Genomic DNA, 20,142 nt, shown 5'->3' with positions numbered 1-20,142 from the left:
ATCCGAAATAGTTTATGCCGTATCGTTTACGGGATTTGCTATAACATCTTTCTCGACAATGTACTAAAATGAACGCGCATAGTTGACCAGGAGTTGCAAATGCTTAAGAAATTGTTTTTGACCGCGCTCGTAGTAGCTGCAGTTATGCCAGTTGCACCAAGCTTCAGCCAGAGCGAAATTACAAACAATCAGCCTGTTAAAGGTTCAATGAACAAAGATGCAGCACGCATCCAACAGAAATTGAAAGATGATTTCAAAAACGGCTTGATCGATGCTGACCAAAATGCCCAGTTGCAAAGAGACTTCGATGGCATCATGACCAGAGAAGATGACCTCAAATCCAGAGGTAACGGAATGAATGCTTCCGGCAAGAAGGACATTTTGAAGCAGTTGGCTGCCTTTGAAGCAAGATTGGATAAGCAGGCTGGTTTGAACAAGACCACCAAAAAAGCAAAATAGTTCACGGCGATTTAAAACGCTTTGAATTGTTTATGAATTGAACGTCGCCCGAAAGGGCGGCGTTTTGATTTGCACCGCATTTGATGTCACCGAACAATTTCGCTGCTGTTAATTTTTCGAACCATACTAAATTCGTTTTTGAAAAATTTGTTTCTTGCCGCTTTAATTTCTGAAACAGTGGATAATGGAAAACCAGTAAACATGGATACTCGGAGCCCCGAATCACGGAACCGTATTCTCCTTTAGATAGGCTCTTCTCATGACTGCAGATAAGTCGGAATTTTTTACGTGTATGCTTCCGAGGCGCAATGTGCCTCGCTTCAGGAATTTTCGACTATGGATAACCGTCTATTGCATCGTTTCTATCCTTTGCCCTGTAGCTAATTTGCAAGTTTATGCTTCCAGCCAGTCGATAGGCGATGCTGACGGAGGGAATCAAAAGATTGCAGCTCACAAGTTGTCTGTCGCCCATTTTCCATCACCGGAGTTACCACCGCCATCAATTTTGCCGCCGCCTCCTCCCGCGCCTCCTCCGGTCAATAAACAACAGAGCCATTCAATACAAGTTTTAGAATTGACGGAGGAGAAATCGTCATCGGCTGTTTCTTCTGTGCCGACGCCGCTGGATCTTAAGGCACTTTCCCCAGAGAGATTGAAAGAACTTGCCCTGTTGATGCCTCCGATGCGGAAGTCTGAAGCAACTGCTAAGTTTCAACCGATCTCTTACATCAAACAACCTCCACCCAAAGCGAATGTTCAGATACAGGAGTTTCCTCCCCAAAATTCTGCATCTGATTTGCCGTCCAGACCAGAACAGGCTAAGAGCTTGCCTCTCAAGGTCAGACGTGTCAGCCATCAGGGGCAAGTTTCGGCTGTTGATGTTTTGAAGATATCGTTTAGTCAGCCTATGGTGGCGATAAGTTCACCAGAGGGAAACGATGCCGCTATTCCAGTTAAGTTGACTCCTGCTATTCCGGGAGCCTGGCACTGGTATGACGCTCAATCTATCGCCTTCCAGCCGAAAGCCAAACTCTTCCCCAGTGCCACAACATTTAAAATTGAAGTTCCAGCCGGAACTCATTCGCTCATTGGTGGAACTCTGGAAGCGAATTACACTAACACGTTCTCGACACCATCTCCACGTGCAGAGTCATTCAACCTGAGCGCTCCTTACAATACGGTGGCTGACTCATTGAATCCGCTTATGGTCTTTGGTTTTAATCAAAAGATCGAAGCCAGGAAAGCAGTCAATTTAGTTTCGGCCAGGATTAATGGCAAACCCGTGCCGCTCAGGCTGGCTACGGAGCAAGAGATCCGGGACTATGTAAGTAAAGAGGCTGTACCTGCGGATTGGACGGCCAGTCGAAAGCTCCGGTATCTATTTTGCAAGGCTCTGAACAGTCTGCCTAGAAATACTCGAGTAGATGTTGTGGTATCGCCTGGGGTGCCTTCGATGGAAGGTCCAAATAGAGGTCACGAGCGCCAATCATTCAATTTTCATACCTATCCGCCGTTGCGTCTGACAACGAAGCCGACTGAAGTCCAATCGATTTATGCAGGTGGCACAGCTTCTATAAAGTTTTGCAATCAGCTTGACGCTGATGTTTGTGAACCGAGTATGTTTAAAGTTTTTCCTGCCGTGAAAAATTTGAATGTAGAGATACAAGGTTTCGATGCGAGCTTGAGCGGTGCCTTCAAACTCGGTACTACCTACACGGTCAACCTGAGTAGCAGTCTTCGAGATATTTACGGGCAACCACTAAGTGGATCGCATTTTTGTCGCTTTACTGTCGTGCCAAAGCCACCGAAAATTTACCTTCCCGACGACCCGCTTGCACAAATATTGCCAGGTCCGAAGCCGGCATATCACATATTCACATATAATCAGCCCGGTGTTATGGTTTCGCTTCTGTCAGCCGATGTTTCTGATTGGAAAAAATTTCACGCCGCATATTCTAATGCCTCTGTTCATTCCAAAGAGTTTGCACAAGGTCTTTCCTCTCTAAAGGTTTTGCTCAAGCGAAAATTTGATTCTCGTGGAACTTTGGAAAAGTGGACCGACTTGCCGATTGATCTGAGTCAGTATGTAAAAGATGGTCACTCGCATTTCATAGTTATTGTCGAAGCCCCAGGTATACAAGCGCGCTTCTGTCAGTGGCTCGAATATAGTTCGACGCGCATTAGCACCTTTAATGACCGTAAGACGACTTATTTCCTGGTTACTGATGCTAATACCGGTCGGGCCCTTCCCGGTGCTGAGTTGGTGATGTTACCTGGTGGTGCTAAATCACTCACAGATGATCATGGTCTTGCAAAGTTTGCTTTGACTGATGATAAGCAATACCTGGTTGAATGCCGAGCTTCATTGGGCAAAGTAGTGCAAAGTACCATTTTGCCTAACAATGATGGATGGAGTTACACACCGCAGAACGGCGATTTTCTTGTCTACCAGAACACTGATAGAAACTTGTATCGCCCCGGTGAAAAGGTGCACGTAAATGGATTGGTGCGCTGGACAGATTATCTCCGCGACTGTTCGTTATCAGTTCCTGCCGTTCCGGTCGAGTTTACCTATGTGATTAAAAGCAGCGATGAAGTCGAGATTGCGAAAGGTTCAACCAGGACCGATAAGTATGGTGTATTTGCTTTTGAATTTACGCTTCCCAACGCGGTTGAACTTGGGGAAGCTACGATTAATCTCACAGCTAAAGACTCGGCTAAATATATTCCGCAGAATCGTGAGAGTACAGGTGACTTTCAGATTCAAGAGTTTCGGCGTCCGGAGTTTGAAGTAACTATCGATTCTGATAAGTCTGAAATGGTTCTGGGCGATGCAGCTTTGATCAAGGCAAAGGGCTCCTATCGGACTGGTGCGGTCATGCCTCACAGCAAAGTGCACTGGCTGGTCAAGTCTCAGCCGTCTTATTTTTCCAGCGCTGATTTTTCGAGTTTTACTTTTGACAGTAAATGTAATCGAATCAATTTTGATAGCGATAGTGATCGAGCTCAGAAGACTTTAGATGGAATTTCAGGCGTAGATGGCATAGATTCTGTGAGCTTGCGATGTTCGAAGCTTGACGTCATTGAACCGGTTGACCTGACAGTCGAGCCTACATTGCAGGATCTGAACAGGCAAGAGTGGAGCGCCTCCACTACAGTCAAGGTGCATCCGGCCTCAGTATATGTGGGATTGAAGCAGAAAGACGAAACGCAGCTGCATTCGAAGACACCGAAGACCTTCGAATTTGTTGTTGTTAACACTGACGGTAAAATTCAGTCAGATTATGCAGTACAACTTCTCGCCGCGCGCGAGGTGACTGATTCGCATGGCACAGTTGTGCAGAAGGACGTTCAAGTCATTGATGACGTGTCTGGAGCACAGTCCAAAACGTGCACTTTCAATTTCAGCGATCCAGGTCAATATTACGTCACAGCCAAAGTAACTGATAGACAGGGACGGCAAAATCAATCCAAGATAGCTGTCGAGGTTGTTGCCGACCAGAAGGACTCTCAGGAAAAACAATCAGCGTCCGACGATTCCGCAGATAGTGCACCAACAGCCACTGCCAACAAGGAAAGTTACAAGCCCGGAGATGTCGCTGAAATTCAAATTCACGTGCCATTTGCCACCGGTCACGGTGTGCTTTTAGCAAAAGGTCAGTTCATCCGTGAGCTGATTCCATTTGAAGTGTCGAATCAGAAAGCTGTCGTCTCTCTGCCGATTAAGGATACCTATTATCCGCAGGTCACTGTTGATGCGACAGTTTATGGTCCGAAGAATGTCTCCGCTGCTTGCAGCACCGACATCGTAGTGCCAACAGAACCGGTTCAATTGTCAGTTTCTGCTGCCGCTCAGGCTTCAGCTTACCAACCTGGCCAATCTGTCAAATTGATGATCAGTTTGAAAGATGCTCAGGGTAAAGCAGTGGAGGGAGGTCAGGTCGCTTTAGCTGTTGTGGATGAGTCGATTCTTGCTCTCACAAAGTACGACTGGGCAAACCCACTAGATACTTTTTATCGAAACGCCGCCTATCAAGGTGATAATGATCTTTCATCTAACATCGTCAATCAGGCAGAAATAAAGCCGAATTATGATAGCTTCGGTAGCGAAATAAGCGCTTTGCCGCCACCGTCAGCGTTGCCACCGCCACCCTTGCCGGGCGGTTCTGCTTCAGAAGATCGCAAGAACGCCGCAAAAGCTCCCGCTCCAGCTGAGAGTGTTCAGGAAGAGGCTGGCAAGGACACGGGGTCCCAGTCAAAACCTAAGGTTCGTTCTGATTTCAACCCTCTTGCTTACTTTAATCCCGCCATAGTGACGAATGCCGATGGAACTGCAGAAGTCAATTTCACCTTGCCGGGTAATCTGACGAGATACAAAGTCATGGCGGTTGCAGCCAGGAATGCTGGAGAGTTCGGGCTTGGAAGTTCGATGTTTACCGCCAGTTTGCCCTTGATGGTGCGTCCATCAGTGCCGCGTTTTTTGAATTATAAGGACAGATGCGATCTGCCCTTTGTCGTTCAGAATGGTACTGATAAGCCTGTGCAGGCGGAATTGGTTGTACGAGCCAATAACGTGATCAGTGAGGAATCAAATTCACAGCAGGCGAATGAGAATCTGTATTTAAGCGGAAAAGCATTTCAAATTCCCGCAAACGATCGCGTTGAAATCAGGTTTCCAGTTGCTGCGAAAACAGCTGGTTCTGCAGATCTCCAGGTGGCAGTTTTTGCTGATGGATCAAGCGATGCTTCCGAACTGTCAATTCCACTGCAGGCTCCACTAACCTCTGAATCTTTCGCAACTTACGGTCAAATCGATCAGGATGTAGTGTCACAGAAGATTGTTGCACCTGCGAATGTAATCGATTCAGTTGGCGGTTTGGAAATTACAACCAGCAGCACTGCGATGCAGCAGCTATCTGATGCTGGCTCATATTTGAGGGAGTATCCGTTTAGTTGTTCAGAGCAGATATCTTCGCAGCTGCTTGGGTTGGGCGCTCTGGCCGATCTCACCTCTAAATTCAAATCGGCCGTGAAGGATGCCAGTCTTCCAGACGTGATTGCGCTGCAAGATAAATTGGTTGTGGAGCTTTGCAAGCGACAGCAGGAAGACGGTGGTTTCGGTCTCTGGAGCAGAGAGGAGAGATATAAATATCCCTATGTATCTATCCAGTGTGCAAGGGCCCTTTATCGGTGTTCAAAACGAGGCATCACTGTTCCTTCTAATGTTCTAGAGAAATGCAAGTCTTATCTGAGGCATGCGGAAGCGCTCATTCCTAAGTACTATGGCAGTTCGTCCAGATTGTCTTTGCTGGCTGATTCTTTGAGCGTTCGCTGTGAGATGGGTGATGTAGACGTCGTGGCAGCAAGGCGTTTGGTGCAAGATGCCGTTGCGCAATATGAGAAGTCCAGGACGTCTGGTGTTAAGAGTAGCGTTGATGCCGGCACCGCTTCTAAGGAATCCTCGCAAGCCGCTGATAATCTTAGCTTGCAGGAACTGTTGCCTCGTGTCATGTCTCTTGAAACAATGGCGCGGTTACTGCCGGTGTTGGTGCACGATCGTGTTGCAAACAGCAAAGAAGTTGAAGCTATCGAAAATCTCGTTGCCGCAGGCATAGATGAAACCAGTTCGACGGCCAGCGCAGGTGACGATACATATGGTGAATATGGATATCTTCTTTACTATTCGCCCAATCGTCAGACTGCAATTGTTTTGGAGTCTCTGCTTGCAAGTCAACCTCAAAACGACGTAATTCCGAAATTGGTAAAAGGCTTGTTGCAGACACGCCGAAATGGACGGTGGCTGAATACTCAAGAGAACGCCGCTTCATTGGTGGCGCTGAGTAAGTATTTTGAAGTGTACGAAAAGGATGATCCGAACTTTCTGGCTCAATTTTGGCTGGGAGAACATATTTCGTTTGAGCAAAAATTTGTAGGAAGAAGTTTAGACTCAACGCAGATGAACATTCCGATGGATTATTTGCAGCAGCATCCGCAGGATGATCTGTTGACTTTAACTAAAAACGGAACAGGCAGACTTTATTACAGAGTCGGCATGAAGTGCGCGTCTAAGGACTTGAATCCGCCGGCAACGTCGCGAGGTTTCACGATTTCCCGTACGTATACAGGGGTCGATGCGGCAACAGACGTAAGTAGAGATGCATCCGGCAAATTGCATGTGCGACCCGGTGCGACTGTCAAGGTGACGATAAAAATATCGAATCCCGGTGCCAGATATCACGTCGCGATGGTAGACCCATTCCCGGCTGGTTTCGAACCTTTGAATCCAGCTTTGTCCGGTACACGCACAGTCGAAGACAGCGGGAAAGGTTCGTATCCAACAGAGTCGAGCGATGATTCGCAAGGCGAATCTGATGAAGGCGACTTGCGCTACATCTGGCGACCGACGTGGTTTGACCATCAGAACTTCAGAGACAATCGCGCCGAAGTTTTCACTACCTACTTACCTGGCGGCACGGCCGAATATACGTATTTCGCCCGCGCCACCACGCCCGGTGCTTTCACTGTGCCACCTTGCAAGGTTGAAGAAATGTATTCGCCAGAGACTTTCGGAAGAACAACCACAGAGGAAATTGAGATCCAATAGTCAAAGCAGTACAAAGAGTACAAAGGGTACTAAGCAGGACAAAGCAGGACAAAGCAGGACAAAGCAGGACAAAGCAGGACAAAGCAGGCTGTCAATCAGGATGTTCACCAGTACAAAGCAGGCTGTCAATCAGGATGTTCACCAGTACAAAGCATCTGTTCAACAGGTTATTAAGCAGGATCTTCCAGCAGCTCGAAGCATCGGTCTAACACTCGTCCGCCGTCCTGCCTGATGGCATCATGTTCGTACTCGTTAGTAATCCAAATTTTCATGCCGTGAATGTTGTTAGCCGTTTCTTCGGCGAATTTTCGGTCGACATACATATCGTTGTAATAAATGGTGGCGACACAAGGCACTGTGTTCTTACGCAGCGCTCCTACGTCATAGAGCCGGGGCCAGTTCTCGTAAGCCGCTAAAATTCGCGCCGCTTCTTTCAGCGGTTTAAGACATTCATATTCGTCGAACATCCATGGAAAAATCATTTCGCCGGTAAAAAATGTCGGTCGATGTTCGCTGCCAAATTCAGAAAATTGATTCATCATTCTCTCTGCAGACCAGTTAGATGCTTCGTTCTGACAGTAGATTGCCTCGTGCAGCAACGAATAGATCGGGTTGCTGTTGTAATTCATCATTCTTTCGACATTTCTTAGGAAGTTGTACGAAAGCTTTTCTTTTGGGCTGTGGCTGACGAAAGCGCCTTCGAGCAAATAGTGAATTGCGTTCATATTTCCACCGGCGCCGTTGAAGCCAAAGGCTATGCCTAGTTGAAGAAAGCGACGAGCGCTCAAGGGCTCAGTTGTTGGCAATTCGACGTGATTTGTGCGCAGGTGATTGACGATTCGCTCAACGGCTGGACCATCTGCAGGAAACCGCTGATAGTACTGATTGTTCTTCTCGATAACGCGGCGATAAGTAGCCTTGTACACTTCGTCCGGGTTGTTTACCAGTGGTGGCAAGCCGCCCAAAATGATGGCTTTGCTCAAGCCGTCAGGCGCGTATGAAAGATAAGTGGTGATGCAAAATCCGCCATAGCTCTGTCCTAAAACTGTCCACTGGGCTCCCTCTGCAAAACTTTTGCGGATGAACTCGCAGTCGCGGACGATATTATCAGCGCGAAAGTATTTCAAATAATCCGCTTGCTGTGCAGGGCTTGCAAACGCTTCCATCGTTTCATGTGTTACTGGAGTACTTAGTCCGGTGCCGCGCTGATCGAGGAGCAGCACGCGATGGTTCTTAAGCGCGCTCTTGAGCCAGCCATCCGCTGATTCAGGTCGGGGTGATGCAAACCCCGGTCCGCCCTGTAAGAACACGAGCCAGGGTAACTTTTTCTCTTTCGTTTCATTTGCAACAACTTCTCTCGCAAATACTTTGATGTGCGGTCCGGAAGGGTTGTCATAGTCCAGCGGAACATCGAAATAGTGTCCCTGGCAGGTCAGGCCGCGGAAGTGCTGAACTATAGTTTCAGGAGAATGCATAATGCTCTTTGAAAGTTGAATGGCGATTGCAACCGATATTTTAGCAACATCGGTCAGACCATTAGCGGCTTGAACAAACGTATTTAATAGCACCTCAAGCGTAAAGAGCTAATTTCTCATCCGCCTGCATTCCGTCCATCAGGTCGAGTAATGACTGTCGCACCTGGCGATCAATGGATTTCAGTCCAACGTCCTCTGCAATTTTATATTGGTGGAAAAACGGAACCAGATCAATTGCGTTTGCAGCTTGGATTAACGCCGTCCGGTGCCCTTTAGCTGTGGTTTTTCCAATTACTTGCAGTTCGAGCCTGTCCAACACTCGCCAGGCAGTTTGCGGGGAGAACGTGCCACTCTGCATTGTGCTGGCAAGTATCAAAAGCTGTTCTGCGAGATCGAGATCCTTCGTCAACACTGCGCATTTAGAGGTCACTGAGTTATGCAGTTTGATTTCATAGTCACTCGCAGATAGTAATTCAGACACCGCCGCCTTGCGCAGTGCGGCTCGCACGTCGTAAAGCAAAACTGCATCGTCCTCTGAGTCAGAGGGGTGTGTCAGACCGCACGATCGTGCTGTCGCTAGCGCGATCTTCCGGCTCAGTTCCCGCAACTCAGCCGACAGCGAATGCTTCTGGCAGAGCGCTAAATTGTAGGTTCTAGCGATGTGCCTGATATATTCGGAAACCAGTCGCTTTATTCTTTGCTCGAATGTCAGGTTTAGTGTATTGAGTGACGAGAGTGCGAGAGCTCTTTCCAATCTGTTTATACTGTCAGTCATCGGTTTTATCGAGTCATGACGCACTTTGTAATAGAACGCAACTGGTAAGACGAAAAGCGACTCGCCTGTCAGTTCAAGAAGCTGTCGCTGAGCTTCAAACAGATTGTGCAAACCATCTTCTTTCAGCGGCAGAATCGCATCGTCGCGACCTGTGACATCTCCCTCAGGAAACTGGGCGAGTTTGTGCTTGCCCTGGACAAGTATTTTGACCGTTTCCTCGGCAGATGCACGCTCAACTCTGCTGCCCCGAATCACAGAGTATGCGCCAAGATGCTGTAAGACCCAACCTGCGATGCCATGCATGCGGTCGAACTGTTCTCTTGAGGCAATGAAATTGAAGCTTTCGTTGCACTCGTTTGAAAGAGCGCAGGCACACAGCGGATCAAAACGGTCCGAATGATTGATCATGAGGACTGCGTGAGATTGTCTCAGAGAACGGATTCTCTCTTTGCACTCGTCTGAAATCTGAATGTCGAGTCCGTTTTGCCACTTCGCCAGCGGGAGGAGCATCTTCGCTACGGAGACGGCAAACTGGTCATCGATCGGCTGTATGAATTCGTCCATGAGGGTTTCGGCGGATGCTATCCGTCAAAAGTTCCCTGGCCGGTTCCGGATTAATCTGTTCAGACAACAGTTCTTCGAAGTAGACTTTTGCCTGACTGATTGATCGTCTGTGTTCGATTAATCTCAACGGAATGTATGAAAATGCTGCTGCAAGCCACGCTTGAATGGAGCAGACGCCAACGTGGAGAGAGTCGAGACCTGGAATAACGCCAGAGGTTAGAACTCCTACAGTACAACCGATGACGAGAGCCGCGAAGGCTGGAATCTTTATCGAAGGCAGAGATGATAATTCAGGAACGGCAGAAAAATCATTTTCCTGCCCGAGCAATTTTTTGACGACGAAAAACTCCGCTATCATGATTACCGTCACGGTCGGTAAAAATACACAATTCAGCGATGCAATAGATTCGAGTGACTTGGCTATTCCAGCAGTTGATAGCCAGGCGGCAAACGACGCACAGATAAGCGCCAGTGCGGCACAGACTTTGTGGTGGGAGAGTTTTTTCAGATTCTCTATAGCGTTAATCATTCCATACAAGTTTGAATCATTTGATGCGCAATAAGCAACTGACAGAACGATGGCTGCAACTGCGGCGATGCCGCCAAATGCGTAGCTATTCATGTAACTTGTCGCGGCACCGTATTCAGTGATTCCGGAGAGACGGGATATCATCCAGCCCGTAACTGGAAAGACGATCTGACCGATCGCTAGTGCAATAGTCAAAGGCAGCGCCGCCAGCCATTTGTTTGGTTTGCCATATCGCCAGTAATCAGGCTCATTTCCCCATACTGCAAATCCTACGACATAACCTGACACTGATGTCAGTGCAGTCATAATCGGCACCTGCGATACCGCATTCAGTGCAGTAGTTGGACACGTCGGCGCCACTTTCAAGAAGGTGTAACCGACCATGCATAACAATAGTGGTGCAGCCAGATAACGGGCAAAGTTGGCCACACCGCTGAATCCAAAGAAGTTGTTGAATGCCATTGCTACTGCCAGTGCGGCTGCCAGGAACATGACAGGAACGTTGAGGTGGAACAATCCGGTCAGTCCATCGGCTAACAGTAACGCTGTAAGACCGTACCAGGCAATGAATATCCACAATAAGTTGCAGGAGACAAGTCTTGAGCCCCACCGCCCGAAGACCTGCCTGCTCAAAAGCCCGTAGGTTTGTCCGCTTACAGCACCAAGATATGCTGCAGGAATGGAGTATGCCAGCAAAATTGCGCAGCTCAGGGCAGTACAAATAAGAACTTGCGAAAGTGTGAGACCTTCCTTGAACCATTGAAAGCCAATTAGAACAGATGGAAACGCCGTCACCATCGTTACCCACAGCAGACCCATAGTGCCTGCACCGCGCCGTTCATGCAGGGGCACTACCTCATGTGAATGGTCATCATGCTGCGGCGCAGCTTCATCGTCGGGAGAATGCTTTGCGAGAAGCATCAGACCTCCAGTTGAAGGGATGTTTTTATATTGTTGATTCACACCCATTGCTGAAGACAGGCGTGCGCACAAAAATGCGATTGTCAAACTACCATGCTAGACGAATTGCACAGCTTGACAATCGTAAAAACACGCAGGCGCGGTTAATTGAAAAGATCAGGGTTGCAGTTCAGGATGAGACGCCCATATTTCTGTGAGAAGTTCGCCCAGTTGATTGCCGAGAATCTCGCCCATATTTTTGTTGTACAACTCACGTTCTTTCTTCGTGAATTTGCCTTCGTTGACTAGCTCGTGACCCTCATCGATGATCTGGCAAATTTCTTTCAACAATTCGTGAAGCTCATAGGCTGATTCTTTGTTCTTGAACATGATCGACTATTCCTCTGTCTGTGAGCACCATATTTGGTGCGTGATTGCGATTGTGCCGAGACTATGCAAGCCACACTCTGGCGCCATTTGCTTGCCAATGCATGTCAACTGCTCATGCAGAAGCAGTAATTGGAACCAAAACAAAAATACCACCCGAATCGCTTCGCGGTGGTATTTAAGCTACTGCCTGACTGTCCGTTCGACGGGACTCAGTATCTATGCACACTTCAGTCAGTCCGTCATGTGCATCGGGCTACTTGCTACGGTTTCGGGTCAGCGCCGACCTGACGTTTCCGCAATGCCCCTCGGCTCAAAGCTCTCAACATTTAAGTGAGTGCTCACCGTTGATGTATTTATTATAGCCCGACAGGCACCACGCGCTAGTACCCCATTTTTCATTTAAGGAAATTTTTTCTCCGCTTGAAGATTGGCTTGGTAAGCGCTTTTCGAGTGGTGGAATGAATGCCAAGCTTTTGGGAAAGTTATCGATTCAAAGGTTCCGGAAAGCTATATTGTTTCGCTATAAAACACTCCTGTAGCCGATATAGAGAAGATATAACTTCCGGTCGTTTTGGTTTCAGGGCCTACCGCACATCGGCATCCTGTCGCGATGTCAAGGAACCAAAAGTCCCATATTGATGGGTATAGTCTTGTCATGGAGGCATAGATTGTCCATGGAACCTGGATTCGGACCTTGCTTGCGACTGACCTATAACTTCATGGATACCTTTTGGATGCCGAATCACTTTATCTGTGACCTTGTCGGTTGAGAAATCAATCTGAAGCTCGGAATGACCAAAGATGGACGAGCAGCTCGACCAAGATTCTGAAAATCTCCTGTCAAAATCATTGCCAATCGGCGCTGATTTAAATTTCCCTGGCGACCGTCGCCCGTCATATCCCCAGGGAGCATTTATCGACATCCGCTTTCGCGTGGTCCGAGAGCTGGGGCGTGGCGGCACGGGCACTGTGTATCAGGTTGAACATGTAATTCTCAGGAAGGATTACGCTATGAAGGTTCTGGATCCTGTTCACGTTAACGACGAAGCCTGGCCGAGATTTCAAAAAGAAGCCATGGCGGCGAGTCGACTGGACCATCCCGGCTTTGTCAAAGTGCACGATTTTGGTCTGATTGACAATCAAATTGCCTATTTCACGATGGATCTCGTGGCCGGCGAAACGCTGGCGGCGCGGCTGCGCAGAGAGGGTCCGATTCCGGTAGATGAGGCTTTGCTGCTCTTTATTCAGCTTTGTTTCGCCCTTGACTATGCTCACTCGAAAGGAGTCATACATCGCGACCTCAAGCCGAGTAATATCGCTATTGCTAAAGCTGAAACGACCGAAGGAGTACAGGTCAAGATTCTGGATTTCGGCATAGCCAAGCTAGTTGGTCTTGATACAACGAGCTTGACTAAGGTGGGTGCTGTTTTCGGAACTCCCTTTTACATGAGCCCTGAGCAGTGTATGGGACAGCCGGTTGATTCGCGTTCCGATATCTATTCTTTAGGCTGTGTCTTCTTTGAAGCGCTGGCCGGCGCGCCCCCATTTACAAGTGAAAATGCCCTCGCGCTTATGATGCAACATCAGATGGAGAAGCCTCCCACTTTAAAAGAAGTCTCCATGGGCGGGCAGTTCTCTCCACATCTGGAAGCATTGGTTGGAAAGATGCTCGCCAAGAATCCTCAGGACCGTTATCAGAGACTACTGGACGCCGCAAACGATTTAATAGATTTGCAGCAGGGCAAAGTGCCGGGGCATCTTAGCGCGTTAAAAGGAACGGTGAGTGTCACACCGCGTAAGGTCAAACCTCGCCTGGTCTTGTTCGTCTCGGTTGTGATTGGTTCACTGGTTTTGATTGCTGGCACGGCTATTTTTATGTTGTGGCGAAACAGTACTTTGAAAGGCAGCCCGTCTGCTTCCGTTGCTACCTCGCCTACCCACATCGCTCTTGTGCCGATGGTGGATGAAACATTCGATAAAAAATTCGACGAGAAATTTATGGCAGCTAAGTTTTTCTCCACTCCCAAAATTGAGAATGGTATCTCTTATCGCGTTTTCAATTTCCCGTCGTCTGAATCAATTGGGGAAGTAAGGTACAGGGATATTGCTACGAACAAGCTGCTTACCAGGAAAGCGATTGGACAACTTACGATTGCCTGTCAGCCCGGTGAGCCGTGTATTGTCATGCGACTCGGATACAACATGTGCAATGAAAAACCGCACTTTCTCAAAAAATTTCGACCCGATGAGATCGGTGAACTTTACTTTGAAGATAATGACTATCGAAAGCACATGCTTCCCGACGATATTTACGATAATACGCTCTCATTCATTGATGATTTAAAAAGCATCTACCAGATCGAACTACCCGCTCCAGTCACTGATGCAAGTATTGAGCACCTGTCGAAACTTTCGAATTTGAAAATTCTGGGATTAGCTCGCACGCAAATCACAGGCGAGGGGTTGCGAAAACTTCCTCAACTTTTGCATTTGAAAGCCTTGAAAATGAGCATGATCAAAGACGCCCATATTGTGCTGCCTGCGCTCAGGCACTCGAAATCACTCAAGATACTTAAAATGGCTGATGATGACCTTCGCGATTCGGACCTGAAGAATATTTCTGGCATAAAGAGTCTTGAAGTTCTGGCGCTGAGAAATAATCCCCAAATTACTGATGCTGGTTTGACCCATCTGACAGAATTGCCCAATTTGCAAGCACTTTCATTAGATGGTTGCAAAATTACTCCTCGCTCCATTAAGACATTGAGCCGCATGAATATTCAAGAAGCTCTTTCTCTGGATGTCTCTCAGTGGGCGAAGCCCGATGTGGACTCGCTGCTTTCTAGCGTCAAATGTGATGTTCAAAGTTGGAATGTCAAAGCAAATCGCTCTATCACATTGCGTTCATCTGGAAATGGTGGCGTAGGCGGTATTACTTCCGGTAACGTAACGGACCAGGATGATGAAATGCCTCACGACCCCATTGATCACGGTGAGTAGATCGAGTATTTCAAGGGCGATCATAACTATTCGCTCGGAATCTTACTTCTACCACTCGAGTACGGACTATTCGCAGGCGTTCAGGCACCTCTGATAATCTCTTCTAGCGTTGTTGTCGGCAACTTTGTGACAAATAGATAATCACGCCCATTCTGAGTAAATTTGGCAAACTGATATCCAGATTCTGTGCCCAAGACTACTTGCTTACCACCTATGTTTTGCACAGATCCGGAGGCGATTATGGTTCCTTCAATGGCCTGGTAACAGCTGAGGTGCTGGTTGGGATTATCGTTTCTGACGAAGTCAAAACGGGCGATATTGGCAGCGTCAGTGTATACTCCAGAAGATTCCATTTTCCATTCAGGAAGGGGAATGTACTTTGGTTCATAACCAAGTTTTTCATTCAACAATTGCTTATTCGGCTCACGATGCACAGCACCATCAGTGGTGAGACTATTTATCAGTTTTGTTGCTGATAAATGGCTCGCAGTAATTTGCGTTCGTTGTTCCCCGTTTGGACTTGTTAGCTGCGGTACAACTATCCAGCCCAGGATGAGAATCGATGCAGCTATTCCAACTAACGGGAATTGACGAGAGGAAGTGCGTAGCAGTGTCGATATGTCATCTCGTCTGAGAGTCAGTGAAATCTTCTCCACAAGCTCTGGCGGCATAGTTGTGTTCTTTTTTGCCGCCTTGAATCGCCGTTTCAGATCTTCCATACTCTCCCATTCGTCCTGACAATTGACGCAGTTTTGAAGATGGTCGATCACAAGTGCCGAGTCTTTTGTTTCCAGCAATTGGTCGTACAACAAATCTAAAAGTGGCAGTGCTTCACTACATTTCATCGTCTGCGAACCTCTGTTTTGTGAGCGATTGGGCGGGTTCAGTCAATCTTTCTCGGACAATTCTTCGCGCCCTGAACAATCTGGACATGACTGTGCCAGTGGGGATGGAAAGTACTGCAGCGATCTCTTCGTAGCTTAACTCTTCGATTTCGCGCAACAATAGTGGATAAAGCAGAGACTCAGGCAGTTTCTGCAATGCTCTCAACAAATGTGGATCGAATTCGTTCGAGGCTAGCTGAACTGCCGGATCTTGAAGCGACTGCGATTGGCTTTGCAAAGATTCCAATTCGTCGTTTTCAGATTCGAGTGTCACCGTATCCGGTTGTCGAATCCTTTTCTTCAAAGTATCGTTGATAACGTTCAGACAAATTCTTGTCAGCCAAGCTTTTGTATTAGTACCTGTTTGAAAAGTGTGAAATGAACGAAATGCACGCAGGTAAGTGTCCTGCACGACATCTTCCGCATCTTGTCGATTGGCAAGCCGCCATAATGCCAGTCGATAGATATCCTGACTGAATTGCCCGGTCAGTTCTTCAAACTGTTTTCGTTTGCTTCTGAAAAACTTCATGGCTTCGCAATCACCTGTGCGTTTGCAGGAGCGGTAATCGAGTCATGGTCATGTTGGCAATTGCACTTGAAAGTGTCAAAGATTGAGAATAGTCCCAGTAGTCCGAGCCCAACAAATGCCAGCGGTGCCAGGAGTGGTGGGTGGGGCGAAGCAATTTTTGCGCCGTCTTCAACATTGACCAACCATACCTTTACTAGCTCAGCAAGCCTCTCGAAAAAATGTCCTTCGCTATGAAAGTACACCCCCAGCACACCGAGCGCTACTGTTAGTGAGTAGACTATTGTCAGCATTCTTTTCCCTCCTCCGGCGCAAAAGACGCCTGCAAGGGGTAGTAATAAGACCATCGCACCAGACATTATGATTGGTATCCACGGCTGCCAGTCACCAGTGAGCACAGCCCGGTGTTCAAATCTAGTTTCAAACAAAAGGAATAAGAATCCACCTGATATTGACAGCGTTGGCATGACAATAGATTTTTCGTGTTGCCGAGCTTTTCGTAGTTGTTTGCTTATCATTATTGCCATCAAAAAAAGCTCCCTGGCGACTTTCGATAGGGTTAACTGTTTTCACCTGGAAATTATTCAATTTCCGAAAAATTGTTTTTTCAAAGGCTTTGAATAATATCGCTGCTCACGCAGTTGTTCCTATTGGAAGGCGATATTCAATAAGGTGTGCAACATGCAAGAAGATATGGACCGACGAGAATTCTTGAAACTGATGGGTCTTGGTGGCGTGGTCTTTCTGTCGAGCCTGGCAGGAAGCCCAGCGTTGAGCCTGGCAACACCAGGCAGCGATTTCTTTTTTGTGCAAATGTCTGATACCCACTGGGGTTTTGAGGGGGCTAAGGTCAACCCTGACGCGAAGGGCACGTTGATTAAGGCGATAAAGGAAGTGAACAGCCTCAAACAGAGACCTGACTTCATCGTTTTTACAGGAGATTTGACGCAGACAACAGATGATGTCAGCGTCCGCAAAGCCAGGATGAAGGAGTTTAGAGACATAGTGGGTGAGCTGGAAACAAAGGTGATCCATTTTATGCCTGGGGAGCATGATGCATCGCTCGATAAAGGTGAAACCTATAAGGAGTTTTTCGGCGAGACGCACTATACGTTTGACCATAAAGGGGTGCACTTTATTGTTCTGGACAATGTGTCTGATCCAACAGGCAGCATTGGAGAAGCACAATTGGAGTGGCTAAAGCAGGACTTATCGAAGCTGAAGCGGCATGATAACATTGTGGTGTTCACTCATCGACCATTGTTCGATTTGTATCCCCAGTGGGATTGGGCCACCAGGGATGGTGCTACCGCGATTGATTTGCTCATGTCTTATGACCATGTGACTGTTTTTTATGGTCATGTTCATCAGGAGAATCACCACATGACCGGACACATTGCACATCATTCCGCAAAATCTCTGATGCTGCCATTGCCTGTTGCAGGTTCTGTTCCGAAGCGTCAGCCGATTTTATGGTCGACCGAACAACCATATAAAGGTCTTGGTTTTCGCAGTGTGCTAAGCCGGTCGAAAAAGGATCAATTTGAATTGACTGAGTATGGAATCAATGCAGAGGCTAAAGTATGAACAGAAAAGTCGTTGTCGGTTTTCTTTTGACATTAACTTCACTGCTCTCGTTGTGGTCCGGTGCCAGTGGGAGCGCGCCGACTGTGGTCAAGATCACTGCAAAGAAATTCGAGTTTACGCCAAGTGCGATCACTGTGAAAAAAGGAGTTCCGGTTATTTTAGAGTTGACTTCTGAAGATCGGACTCATGGATTCAGTTCTCCAGGGTTGAACTTGCGAGCTGACATTGCGCCTGGAAAGCCAAGTGAGGTCAGGTTCACACCTGAAAAAACCGGTGAGTTCAATTTCTTTTGCGATGTTTTCTGCGGCAGCGGTCATGACACGATGGAAGGCAAAATCACTGTCGTTGAATAACTTGTGGCAGCAGTTGCCAGACGATCAGGCACCACGCTGAAGTTCTGGGTCGGTTGTCAGATTGAAGGTTGCTTTGCCATTGCGAATGCACACCGCACCGATGTTGCCAGTGCCAAGAATCGCGGCTCTGTGTCCCGGTGAATTCATCCACATCTGTACCAGACTTTCTGGAGTAAATGCTCCTGAGCCTGCGTTTTCTCGCCAGCCTTCAAGTCCGACCTGGCTCATGCGCTGCGAAACGTTCTGCCATCCCGGCGTGTTTTCGTTGTGTGTCATTCCGTGACGCACTTGGTAATCGGTGTGCCGGTTGGCAATCATTTGCAGGCGTGGGTCGTGCACCAGATCCGGCAATCTGTGCCGTCTACGTTCGTTGTTGATTAGCTCGAGCGTGCGTTGCTCGGCTGTGTTCGGTGAGAATGCTACCTCTCGTTCTTGCGCAGAAAAATGCGTCAAGCGGGCGATTTTTTCTTTGATTCGCTCCAGCCGAGCTTCAAGGCGATTGTGTTTTCTGTTTTGTGGGTCTTCGTAGTCGTTTGTTAATCTGTCTTGCGGGCGCCTCGGGTCGGGACCAAGGGGAGCGTTGATGTCTGTAGGTGAAGCTTGTCGATGGCGACTGAGAGCGCCATTCAATCTCTCTTCGAAATAGTTGGACGGTCTGGCGCCTGTATTCTGGTCTAACAGTCGGCCGCCGTCGAACATGAGAGTTGTAGGCACAGCGTTGAATTTGAATTGGCTTCTCAGTTGGGGGTCGCTTAAAAAGTCGCGCGAATGTATTCTGTATACCGATGCCTGACCCTGATACTTAGCGGCAATTTTATCCATGACTGGTGCAAGTGCGGTGCAGCCGTCGCATCGTTCTCGCCACACATCAACGAGGATGGGTCGATCTGATCTGGCAATCAATTCTTTTAGTTGTGCTGCCGAAATATCTGTAACACGTCCATCGCCTGGTCGTGGTGCCGGCTGACGGTAGTCTGTGGGCGGGCGGTAGTCAGCCGGTGCAAAGTTCTGGTCGTTCGTTCGCTGATTCGGAGTGCGATCTGGTGTGGGAGTATTGTTAATCGGCGGGCGACCTGGATCTGGGCTGTGTCGTTCAGGCAGGTTCAGCTGCTCTCTGAGTGAGCGTCGTTTTCGAGAGCCGGGTCCGGGATGATCATCAAATGCTTCCCGGTTAGAAATCTCTGCCGGCTTCGGAGGTTGGTTGGCATCGGTTTCGCGACGTGTTTGTGCGGGTGTTTGAGGCACATCTAACGGCATCTGCGGTAAGTCCTGGTCTTTTGTTGTACCAGGCGCCGGGCGATTTGGTTTGCCGTCGCCGTACTGGTAAAGGTCGCGCTTTGTGTTGCCCGCGAGCTCCGGGTCGGGCAATGGCGGAGGCGGCACTTCTCGAACAGTGCGATTTGGTTTGCCGTCAGCGTACTGGTAAAGGTCGCGCTTTGTGTTGCCCGCCAGCTCCGGATTGGGCAACGGCGGAGGCGGCACATCTCGAACAGTGCGATTTGTTTTGCCGTCGGCGTACTGGTAAAGGTCGCGTTTGGTAGTGCCCGCCAGCTCAGGGTCAGGTAATGGCGGTGGTGGCACATCACCGGGAGTGCGGCGCGTCTGTGGTTGTGTCCTGTCTGTTATGACAAGAGCCGGTAAGGGCGGATGCGCATCGTGAGAGGGCGCTGGCGTCTGCTCGGCTCTCCTTCCATCTCTTGCAGGCGGTGTATCAGTGCGTCTGGGGTCGGGTGAGTCTACAGCTGGTGCTGGAGGCGGCAGCTCCGTTTGACCCGGCAAGTTCGACTTACCTGTATTTGTTTCGATTTTTTGAGTTCTGATTTCTACAAATTGCTGGCGAGGATCTTCTGGTAAGCAGGTTTCTGGCTGAACAGGCGCGCACTCCGTTTGTTGTGGAATGCAATTTGCTCTCTCTGACCGTCTGTGAAAAAAAATTCCCATCTCAGCTGTGCTCCATGCTTACAACCCAAGCACAGGCATCGTACGGGTGAAGTGTGGACAAAGTGTGCCCAAACGACATTCCAAGCGGTTCCTCTGGAATTTCATATTAACTGTGGAGGAGCGCACGCACTTATGCGCTTTTTCGGCATCCCTCA

At 48.3% G+C, this 20,142-nt stretch carries 13 protein-coding genes; 5 read left to right on the top strand and 8 right to left on the bottom strand.

Annotated features, from left to right (window positions below):
- The first annotated feature begins 99 nt into the window (after positions 1-99).
- Both EKK48_25785 and EKK48_25780 read left to right on the top strand, forming a co-directional pair.
- Positions 100-459: a hypothetical protein gene (locus tag EKK48_25785; GenBank protein RTL36652.1), complete on the top strand. Its 360-nt coding sequence runs from the start codon at positions 100-102 to the stop codon at positions 457-459.
- A 259-nt stretch (positions 460-718) separates the two neighbouring features.
- Entirely contained in the window at positions 719-7,063 is a 6,345-nt protein-coding gene (locus EKK48_25780; GenBank protein ID RTL36651.1) for a hypothetical protein, read from the top strand.
- Between the two features lie 170 nt (positions 7,064-7,233).
- Here EKK48_25780 and EKK48_25775 read toward each other — a convergent pair whose 3' ends face one another.
- The 4 genes from EKK48_25775 to EKK48_25760 all read right to left on the bottom strand — a co-directional run bounded on the left by EKK48_25775 (position 7,234) and on the right by EKK48_25760 (position 11,696).
- Positions 7,234-8,538 (bottom strand): alpha/beta fold hydrolase, encoded by a 1,305-nt coding sequence (locus tag EKK48_25775; protein RTL36650.1) that lies wholly within the window; start codon positions 8,536-8,538, stop codon positions 7,234-7,236.
- A gap of 94 nt (positions 8,539-8,632) precedes the next feature.
- The gene (locus tag EKK48_25770; GenBank protein ID RTL36649.1) at positions 8,633-9,877 is read right to left on the bottom strand and encodes a hypothetical protein; all 1,245 of its coding nucleotides are present in this window, start codon (positions 9,875-9,877) and stop codon (positions 8,633-8,635) included.
- Entirely contained in the window at positions 9,849-11,414 is a 1,566-nt protein-coding gene (locus tag EKK48_25765) for a hypothetical protein (GenBank protein RTL36648.1), read from the bottom strand. The genes EKK48_25770 and EKK48_25765 overlap by 29 nt, the downstream gene beginning before the upstream one ends.
- Positions 11,415-11,483: 69 nt before the next feature.
- Positions 11,484-11,696 carry a hypothetical protein gene (locus tag EKK48_25760; GenBank protein ID RTL36647.1) on the bottom strand — a complete coding sequence of 71 codons (213 nt, stop codon included), beginning with the start codon at positions 11,694-11,696 and terminating at the stop codon, positions 11,484-11,486.
- 801 nt (positions 11,697-12,497) lie between these two features.
- Between EKK48_25760 and EKK48_25755 the strand changes: the two genes are divergently transcribed.
- On the top strand, positions 12,498-14,696 hold the full coding sequence (locus EKK48_25755) for a hypothetical protein (GenBank protein RTL36646.1): 2,199 nt from the start codon (positions 12,498-12,500) through the stop codon (positions 14,694-14,696).
- 80 nt (positions 14,697-14,776) lie between these two features.
- On the opposite strand, the gene EKK48_25750 is transcribed toward EKK48_25755, so the two are convergent.
- From EKK48_25750 to EKK48_25740, 3 genes are read right to left on the bottom strand one after another with little or no spacing between them, the layout of a single operon-like run.
- Positions 14,777-15,541, bottom strand: coding sequence for a hypothetical protein (locus EKK48_25750; GenBank protein ID RTL36645.1), 765 nt, complete (start codon positions 15,539-15,541; stop codon positions 14,777-14,779).
- A complete protein-coding gene (locus EKK48_25745) occupies positions 15,531-16,109 on the bottom strand; it encodes a sigma-70 family RNA polymerase sigma factor (protein ID RTL36644.1) in 579 nt (192 codons plus the stop codon). Before EKK48_25745 ends, EKK48_25750 begins: the two co-directional genes overlap by 11 nt.
- The gene (locus EKK48_25740; protein ID RTL36643.1) at positions 16,106-16,399 is read right to left on the bottom strand and encodes a hypothetical protein; all 294 of its coding nucleotides are present in this window, start codon (positions 16,397-16,399) and stop codon (positions 16,106-16,108) included. The genes EKK48_25745 and EKK48_25740 overlap by 4 nt, the downstream gene beginning before the upstream one ends.
- 379 nt (positions 16,400-16,778) lie before the next feature.
- On the opposite strand from EKK48_25740, the gene EKK48_25735 reads away from it, so the two are divergent.
- Together EKK48_25735 and EKK48_25730 are read left to right on the top strand one after the other, a co-directional pair.
- A complete protein-coding gene (locus EKK48_25735; protein ID RTL36642.1) occupies positions 16,779-17,693 on the top strand; it encodes a metallophosphoesterase in 915 nt (304 codons plus the stop codon).
- Complete coding sequence (locus EKK48_25730) at positions 17,690-18,046, top strand: cytochrome c oxidase subunit II (GenBank protein ID RTL36641.1); 357 nt, start codon at positions 17,690-17,692, stop codon at positions 18,044-18,046. Before EKK48_25735 ends, EKK48_25730 begins: the two co-directional genes overlap by 4 nt.
- Positions 18,047-18,070: 24 nt before the next feature.
- Here EKK48_25730 and EKK48_25725 read toward each other — a convergent pair whose 3' ends face one another.
- Positions 18,071-19,987 carry a hypothetical protein gene (locus tag EKK48_25725; protein ID RTL36640.1) on the bottom strand — a complete coding sequence of 639 codons (1,917 nt, stop codon included), beginning with the start codon at positions 19,985-19,987 and terminating at the stop codon, positions 18,071-18,073.
- Between the last annotated feature and the right edge of the window lie 155 nt (positions 19,988-20,142).

This window comes from Candidatus Melainabacteria bacterium, from assembly GCA_003963305.1.
Taxonomy (GTDB): domain Bacteria; phylum Cyanobacteriota; class Vampirovibrionia; order Obscuribacterales; family Obscuribacteraceae; genus PALSA-1081.
Note: the sequence above shows the minus strand (reverse complement) of the source record. Positions and strands in the feature narration are given on the sequence as shown.

Coding starts and splice junctions, on each gene's coding strand:
- EKK48_25745 (RTL36644.1), bottom strand. CDS start 16,109: ATGAAGTTTTTCAGAAGCAAACGAAAACAGTTTGAAGAACTGACCGGG.
- EKK48_25785 (RTL36652.1), top strand. CDS start 100: ATGCTTAAGAAATTGTTTTTGACCGCGCTCGTAGTAGCTGCAGTTATG.
- EKK48_25770 (RTL36649.1), bottom strand. CDS start 9,877: ATGGACGAATTCATACAGCCGATCGATGACCAGTTTGCCGTCTCCGTA.
- EKK48_25775 (RTL36650.1), bottom strand. CDS start 8,538: ATGCATTCTCCTGAAACTATAGTTCAGCACTTCCGCGGCCTGACCTGC.
- EKK48_25760 (RTL36647.1), bottom strand. CDS start 11,696: ATGTTCAAGAACAAAGAATCAGCCTATGAGCTTCACGAATTGTTGAAA.
- EKK48_25740 (RTL36643.1), bottom strand. CDS start 16,399: ATGCTGACAATAGTCTACTCACTAACAGTAGCGCTCGGTGTGCTGGGG.
- EKK48_25730 (RTL36641.1), top strand. CDS start 17,690: ATGAACAGAAAAGTCGTTGTCGGTTTTCTTTTGACATTAACTTCACTG.
- EKK48_25725 (RTL36640.1), bottom strand. CDS start 19,987: ATGGGAATTTTTTTTCACAGACGGTCAGAGAGAGCAAATTGCATTCCA.
- EKK48_25750 (RTL36645.1), bottom strand. CDS start 15,541: ATGAAATGTAGTGAAGCACTGCCACTTTTAGATTTGTTGTACGACCAA.
- EKK48_25755 (RTL36646.1), top strand. CDS start 12,498: ATGGACGAGCAGCTCGACCAAGATTCTGAAAATCTCCTGTCAAAATCA.
- EKK48_25780 (RTL36651.1), top strand. CDS start 719: ATGACTGCAGATAAGTCGGAATTTTTTACGTGTATGCTTCCGAGGCGC.